A 6059-nucleotide genomic window follows, 5' to 3' on the forward strand; every position below is an offset into this window, starting at 1 on the left:
CGGCTTCGCCGGCCGCTATCGCGGTCCTTGACACCGGCGCCCGTCGAGAAAGATTTGGCTGGCTATCGGGGCGGCGGCCCGGGTGTGGCGCAGCGGAAACTTGTCGGGATCAGTGGGGCTTGTGGGGTGGAGAGGTGGCCCTATGGGCCACTTACCATCCACAGGAACGATGCTGTTCGCTTGCCGCAAAAATGGCCTTTGAACAGGGAAAATGGGTGGTCATGAAGGGCGGGTGAGCGTAGAATCAGAGACATCACAGCACACCTCTGAAGGGAGGGAAGCGATGAGTCTGGAACGCGGGACCGACCACTGGGGCTCCAATCCTGGTGGTGCGATCGACGCCGAACTGGCCGCCATCGAGTCCTCCCTCGACAAGCTGCTGACCGGGGACCCGGCCTATTGGCGCACCGGTCAGAAGAAGGACCGCCTGGCCCGGCTGGAGAAGATCCACGCCAAACAAGCCGCGTTGAAGCTCCGGGTCCTCGCGTCTGCTGGTGATATCGCGGAGGAGACCGGCGCGAAGGATGCGTCGGGGTGGATGCGGAGCGAGTTGTTGGTCGACAAGGGGGTGGCTCGCTCCCAGATCAAATTCGCTGCCGGCCTCGCGAAGTACGACCTGGTCGCTGCTGGTCTGGCCGAGGGTGTGGTGTCCCAGGACAAGGCCCGGGTGATCACGAAGGCCCTCGATGTCATCGAGTCCGACCCCGCCGCCAGTGCCGAGGACCTGATCCTGGCCGAGAAACTCCTCGTGGACTACGCCAGCCAGTTGACGGCCAACGAGCTCAAGATCGCCGGACGACGCATCCTGGCGGAGGTCGACCCGGCCCGGTTCGAGGCCTCTGAGGCCCAGGCGCTGCAGCGGGAAGAGGAGCACGCCCAACGGCGCACCTTCTACTCCTCCCGTGACAACGGCGACGGCACTATCGACATCCACGCGAGGGTCTCCCGCGCGGTCGGGATGCGGCTGCGCACGATCCTCGACTCGCTGGCGCAGCCGCGGAAGTGGTCCGCGGAGGACAAGGGCCGCAAAGCCCCCTACGACCGGCTGCTGGGTCAGGCGTTCGCCCGGGTTGTCGAGACCTACGACGTCGGCCAGCTGCCCCGCCACGGTGGCCACGCCACCACGGTCTTCATCACCATGAGCGTGGACGACCTCCGCAAGGATCTCGGCACCGCAGCGTTGGGGTTCGACGGCGAGAAGATCACCGCCGCCGAGGCCCGCCGGATGGCCTGCAACGCGAACCTGGTCCCGGTGGTGTTAGGCACGGACTCCGAGATCCTCGACCTCGGCCGCACCGCCCGCGTGGCCCACCCGATCCAACACCGAGCATTGCGGCTCCGCGATCAGGGTTGCCAAGCCGAGGACTGCGACGCCCCCGCCGCGTGGACCGAAGCGCATCATCTGAAACCGTGGTCCGAAGGCGGCAAGACCGACATGGCCAACATGGTCCTGCTGTGCCCCAGCGACCATCGCCGCATCCACGACGCCGGCTCTGAGTATGAGCGGCTCCCGGACGGGCAGATCCGGTTCGCCCGACGTACTCGAACTGGCTGACCCGGGTCGATCGATCCCGTGGCTGCAGCCGCACCCGCAGCGTGTGTCCTGGCACAGCGGCGTGTCGCCGCTGCAGGTCGCGGGGCCGCCGGGCTCGTCGCTCCTTCAGGAGGACCGGATTCGGACCATCCGTAACGGGTCGGCGGCCCCAACCATCCGAGACACATCAACCCACCAAATCCGAAGATGAGCCGACGGTGAGAGAGGATGGAAGCATGCGCGTCCACATCGGCTGTGACCACGCCGGTCTCGAACTGAAGTCCCACCTGATCAACCGTCTGACCGAGCTCGGCTACGAGCCTGTCGACCACGGCCCGTTCGTCTATGACGCACTCGACGACTACCCGGTCTTCTGCATCCGGGCGGCCGAGGGGGTGGCCCGGGACCGGGAGCAGGGGCTGGACAGCCTCGGCGTCGTCATCGGTGGGTCGGGCAACGGTGAGCAGATGGCGGCCAACAAGGTGACCGGCATCCGCTGTGCGCTCGCGTGGAGCGAGGAGACCGCCAAGCTCGCCCGTGACCACAACAATGCCCAGGTGGTCGCGGTGGGCGGCCGGATGCACAGCCTCGAGGACATGACGAAGTTCGTCGAGATCTTCCTGGCCGAGCCGTTCAGCGAGGACGAGCGGCACGTCCGCCGCATCGACCAGCTCCACGCCTACGACGCCGACGGCGTACGTCCGCCGCTTCCCGACTCGGCCAAGGGCCTGGGGCCGGCCGAGGACCAGGACTGATCCGGGGATGCCCGAGGGGCACACCCTCCACCGTCTCGCGCTCGACCTGAGCGATGCCTTCGCCGGCGAGCAGGTCCGGGTCAGCAGCCCGCAGGGCCGGTTCGCCGACTCCGCCGCGCTCCTGGACGGTCAGGTCGTCTCCGGCGCCGAGGCGTGGGGCAAGCAGCTGTTCCTCGAGTTCCCGGGGGAGCAGTACGTCCACGTCCATCTCGGCCTTTACGGCAAGCTCGACCTGAAGCCCTACTCCACCGAGCCGCCGCTCCCGGTCGGCCAGGTCAGGCTCCGGGTGACCGGCAGCGAGACGTACGCGGACCTGCGAGGCGCCAACACGTGCAACCTGGTCACCACGGCCCAGCGTGACGCCGTGGTCGCGAAGCTCGGACCGGACCCGCTGCGCGACGACGCCGACCCGGGCCGGGCGTGGCTGCGGATCAGCCGTAGTCGTACGACGATAGGCGCGCTGCTGATGGACCAGTCCGTTCTGGCGGGGGTCGGCAACGTCTACCGGGCCGAGGTGCTCTTCCGGCACCGGATCGACCCGATGCGCCCGGGCAACACCCTGCGCAGGCAGCAGTGGGACGCCATCTGGGACGACCTGGTCGAGCTCATGAAGCTCGGCGTCCAGCGGAACCGCATCGACACCGTCCGCGACGAGCACACCCCCGAGGCGATGGGTCGTCCGCCACGAAAAGACGACCACGGCGGCGAGGTCTACGTCTACCGCCGCCACGGCCAGCCGTGCCTGGTGTGCGGCACGAGCGTACGCACGACCGAGCTGCAGCAGCGCAACCTGTTCTGGTGCCCGAAGTGCCAGCGCACCTACCGGCCCCGGACGACCGTAAAGAAGTAGCCCGCACTACTCTCCGGCCTGCGAGAACGACCACGCAGCTCCCCCCTCGAGACCTAGAGTGAGGCCATGTCGAGCCATGCCTTCGCGGACCGTCTGCGAAGCAACGCCCTCCGCCGCAGACTCCGCGACCCGGAGCTGCGAGCGGTGCTGTGGCTCGGCCCGCTCACGATCCTCCTGACGGTCCTCGCGGCGGCTCAGACAGGCTGGCTGCAGGTGGTCCCGGTGGCGGTCCTCACCGTCCCGCTGCTGCTCGGCGGGGTGCTGCTCGGGCCGCGTACGTTGAGCTGGTTCGTCGTCTTCGTGATGGTCATGATCGTGGTCGCCGCGAGCCGCCTCACCCTCTCCGACCGGGACGCCGTCGCCATCGGCGTTCACTTCATGCTCGGCTTCATCCTGCTGTTCGTCGGGGAGCGCCGCACCGACCTCGGGGTGGGTGGTCTGAGCAACGAGGTGATGCTCCGCGACCTGACCCGCAAGCTCGACCAAGGCGCGATCCCGCCGATGCCTCCCGGATGGCTCGCCGACTCGGCGGTCCTGCCGGCCGGTGGCACCCAGTTCGCCGGCGACCTCGTGGTCGCCGTGCGGGTCGAGGACCGGCTCGAGATCGTCGTCGTCGACGTCTCCGGAAAAGGGGTGCGCGCCGGCACCCGGGCGCTCCAGCTCTCCGGTGCGTTCGGGGGCCTCCTCGGTGCGCTCCCGCCGAGCGAGTTCCTACCCGCCGCCAACCGCTACCTGATCCGCCAGGACTGGCAGGAGGGCTTCGCGACCGCGGTCTACCTCTCGATCGACCTGACCAACGGTGCGTACGAGATCCGCTCGGCCGGCCACCCGCCCGCCCTCCTGCGCCGCGCCGCGACCGGCCGCTGGGAGGAGGCCGAGAGCAACGGTCCGGTGCTGGGGCTCATCGACGACGTCGAGTTCGACGCCTGCGAGGGAGTGCTCGGGGTGGGCGACATGGTGATGCTCTACACCGACGGTGTCGTGGAGGCGCGAGGCGTCGACCTCGAGCACGGCATCGGCAACCTGGTCGCCACCGCCGACCACCTCGCGGTCACCGGACGCGGTGGCGGAGCGCGCCGTCTGCTCGAGGGACTGAGCGCCAGCTCCGACGATCGCGCGCTCGTCGCGGTCGGGCGAAGGTGACCCGGCCGACCCCGCGAACCGGCCGGTAGGGGAGCCGGTTACAGGTGTGAGCCAGATCTATGGCAGGATTTCGCAGGTCGCACGAGGGCGCTGGCTCTCGCGTGCGCGGATGTAGCTCAATGGTAGAGCCTCAGTCTTCCAAACTGATTACGCGGGTTCGATTCCCGTCATCCGCTCCAAGTGCCATTCCCGCTGATTGGGGAGGGGCCCTTGACGGGGCGTAGCGTAGTGGCTAGCGCGCCTGCTTTGGGAGCAGGAGACCGCAGGTTCGAGTCCTGTCGCCCCGACATTTCATAGCCCTGCACGCGACATCATTCTCAGAAACAAACGACAGGAGACACCCTGTGAAGAGCGCCGTCGAGACGTTGAGCCCGACCCGGGCCAAGCTGACCGTCGAGGTGCCCTTCGAGGAGCTCAAGCCGAGCCTCGACGCGGCGTACAAGCAGATCGCCAAGCAGATCAACGTCCCCGGCTTCCGCCGGGGCAAGGTCCCGCCCCAGGTGATCGACAAGCAGGTCGGCCGCGGTGCGGTGCTCTCCGAGGCGGTCAACAACGCCCTCCCGCAGATGTACTTCGAAGCCCTCCAGGAGAACTCGCTCGAGCCGCTGGCGCAGCCCGAGATCGAGGTCACCAAGCTCGAGGACAACGAGACGCTGGAGTTCACCGCCGAGGTCGACATCAAGCCGGAGATCACGCTGCCCGACTACGAGGGCATCGAGGCGAAGGTCGACGACATCGAGCTCACCGACGCTGACGTCGAGGAGCAGATCCAGGCGATGCGCGAGCGCTTCGGCACCCTCAAGGACGTCGAGCGCGCAGCCGCCGACGGCGACTTCGTGGTCATCGACCTGAAGGCGACCAAGGACGGCGAGGACGTCGAGGGCGCCGAGGCCGTCGGGATGAGCTACCAGGTCGGCAAGGGCGGCATGCTCGACGGCCTGGACGAGGCCATCGCGGGTCTCTCCGCCGGCGAGTCCACGGACTTCAAGAGCACCCTCGTGGGCGGTGAGCTGATCGGCCAGGAGGTCGACGTCAACGTCACCGTCAACCAGGTGCAGGAGCAGGAGCTCCCCGCCTACGACGACGACTTTGCCCAGCTCGCCAGCGAGTTCGACACCGTCAAGGAGCTCGAGGAGGACGTCCGCGGCCGCCTCGGCAACGGCAAGCGCCTCGAGCAGGCCGCCGCCGCCCGTGACGCCGTCCTCGAGGCGCTCCTGGCGCAGATCGAGATCCCGCTGCCGGAGAGCATCGTCACCGACGAGCTCAACGCGCGCCGCGAGGGCATCGAGCAGCAGCTCGGCTACGCCGGCCTCACCTTCGAGAAGTACCTCGAGGACGAGGAGCAGACGATCGAGGAGTTCGAGGCCGACCTCGAGCGCCGCGTTCGTGACGCCGTCGCCGCTCAGATGATCCTCGACCAGATCGCCAAGGAGAAGGAGATCGGGGTCGAGCAGCAGGAGCTGACCGAGCACATGATGCGCCGTGCGCAGCAGTCCGGTCAGGACCCGCAGGAGTTCGTCAACCACATGCTCGAGCACAACCACGTGCCCGAGCTGGTCCAGGAGATCCTCCGCGGCAAGGCACTCGCCCAGCTGGTCGAGGCCGCCAAGGTCACCGACGAGTCCGGCAACCACGTCGAGCTGAAGAACCTCCGCCCCGACGGCACCATCGGCGAGGACGAGCCCGAGGCTGAGGCTGAGGCCGAGGCTCCCGAGGAGACCGAGAAGGCAGACGCCTGATCACCCCTGACGTACGTCACAGCGCCCCTGCCTCGCGG

General features: G+C 68.2%; 5 protein-coding genes and 2 tRNA genes. All 7 read left to right on the forward strand.

Annotated features, from left to right (window positions below; genetic code table 11):
* Positions 1–283: 283 nt before the first annotated feature.
* The 7 genes from ACFU7D_RS28195 to tig all read left to right on the forward strand — a co-directional run bounded on the left by ACFU7D_RS28195 (position 284) and on the right by tig (position 6021).
* Positions 284–1555, forward strand: a complete 1272-nt coding sequence (locus ACFU7D_RS28195; RefSeq protein WP_378873521.1) for a DUF222 domain-containing protein — start codon at positions 284–286, stop codon at positions 1553–1555.
* A gap of 215 nt (positions 1556–1770) precedes the next feature.
* On the forward strand, positions 1771–2289 hold the full coding sequence (locus ACFU7D_RS28200) for a ribose-5-phosphate isomerase (RefSeq protein WP_350716267.1): 519 nt from the start codon (positions 1771–1773) through the stop codon (positions 2287–2289).
* Between the two features lie 7 nt (positions 2290–2296).
* Positions 2297–3139 (forward strand): Fpg/Nei family DNA glycosylase, encoded by an 843-nt coding sequence (locus tag ACFU7D_RS28205; RefSeq protein WP_378873523.1) that lies wholly within the window; start codon positions 2297–2299, stop codon positions 3137–3139.
* Between the two features lie 66 nt (positions 3140–3205).
* Positions 3206–4282, forward strand: a complete 1077-nt coding sequence (locus ACFU7D_RS28210) for a PP2C family protein-serine/threonine phosphatase (protein ID WP_378727639.1) — start codon at positions 3206–3208, stop codon at positions 4280–4282.
* A gap of 105 nt (positions 4283–4387) precedes the next feature.
* Positions 4388–4461, forward strand: a tRNA-Gly gene (locus tag ACFU7D_RS28215).
* 35 nt (positions 4462–4496) lie between these two features.
* Positions 4497–4569 (forward strand) — tRNA-Pro (locus ACFU7D_RS28220).
* A gap of 57 nt (positions 4570–4626) precedes the next feature.
* Positions 4627–6021, forward strand: coding sequence for a trigger factor (tig, locus tag ACFU7D_RS28225; RefSeq protein WP_378873525.1), 1395 nt, complete (start codon positions 4627–4629; stop codon positions 6019–6021).
* The last annotated feature ends 38 nt before the right edge of the window (positions 6022–6059 follow it).

Source organism: Nocardioides sp. NPDC057577 (assembly GCF_042801335.1).
Taxonomy (GTDB): Bacteria; Actinomycetota; Actinomycetes; order Propionibacteriales; family Nocardioidaceae; genus Nocardioides.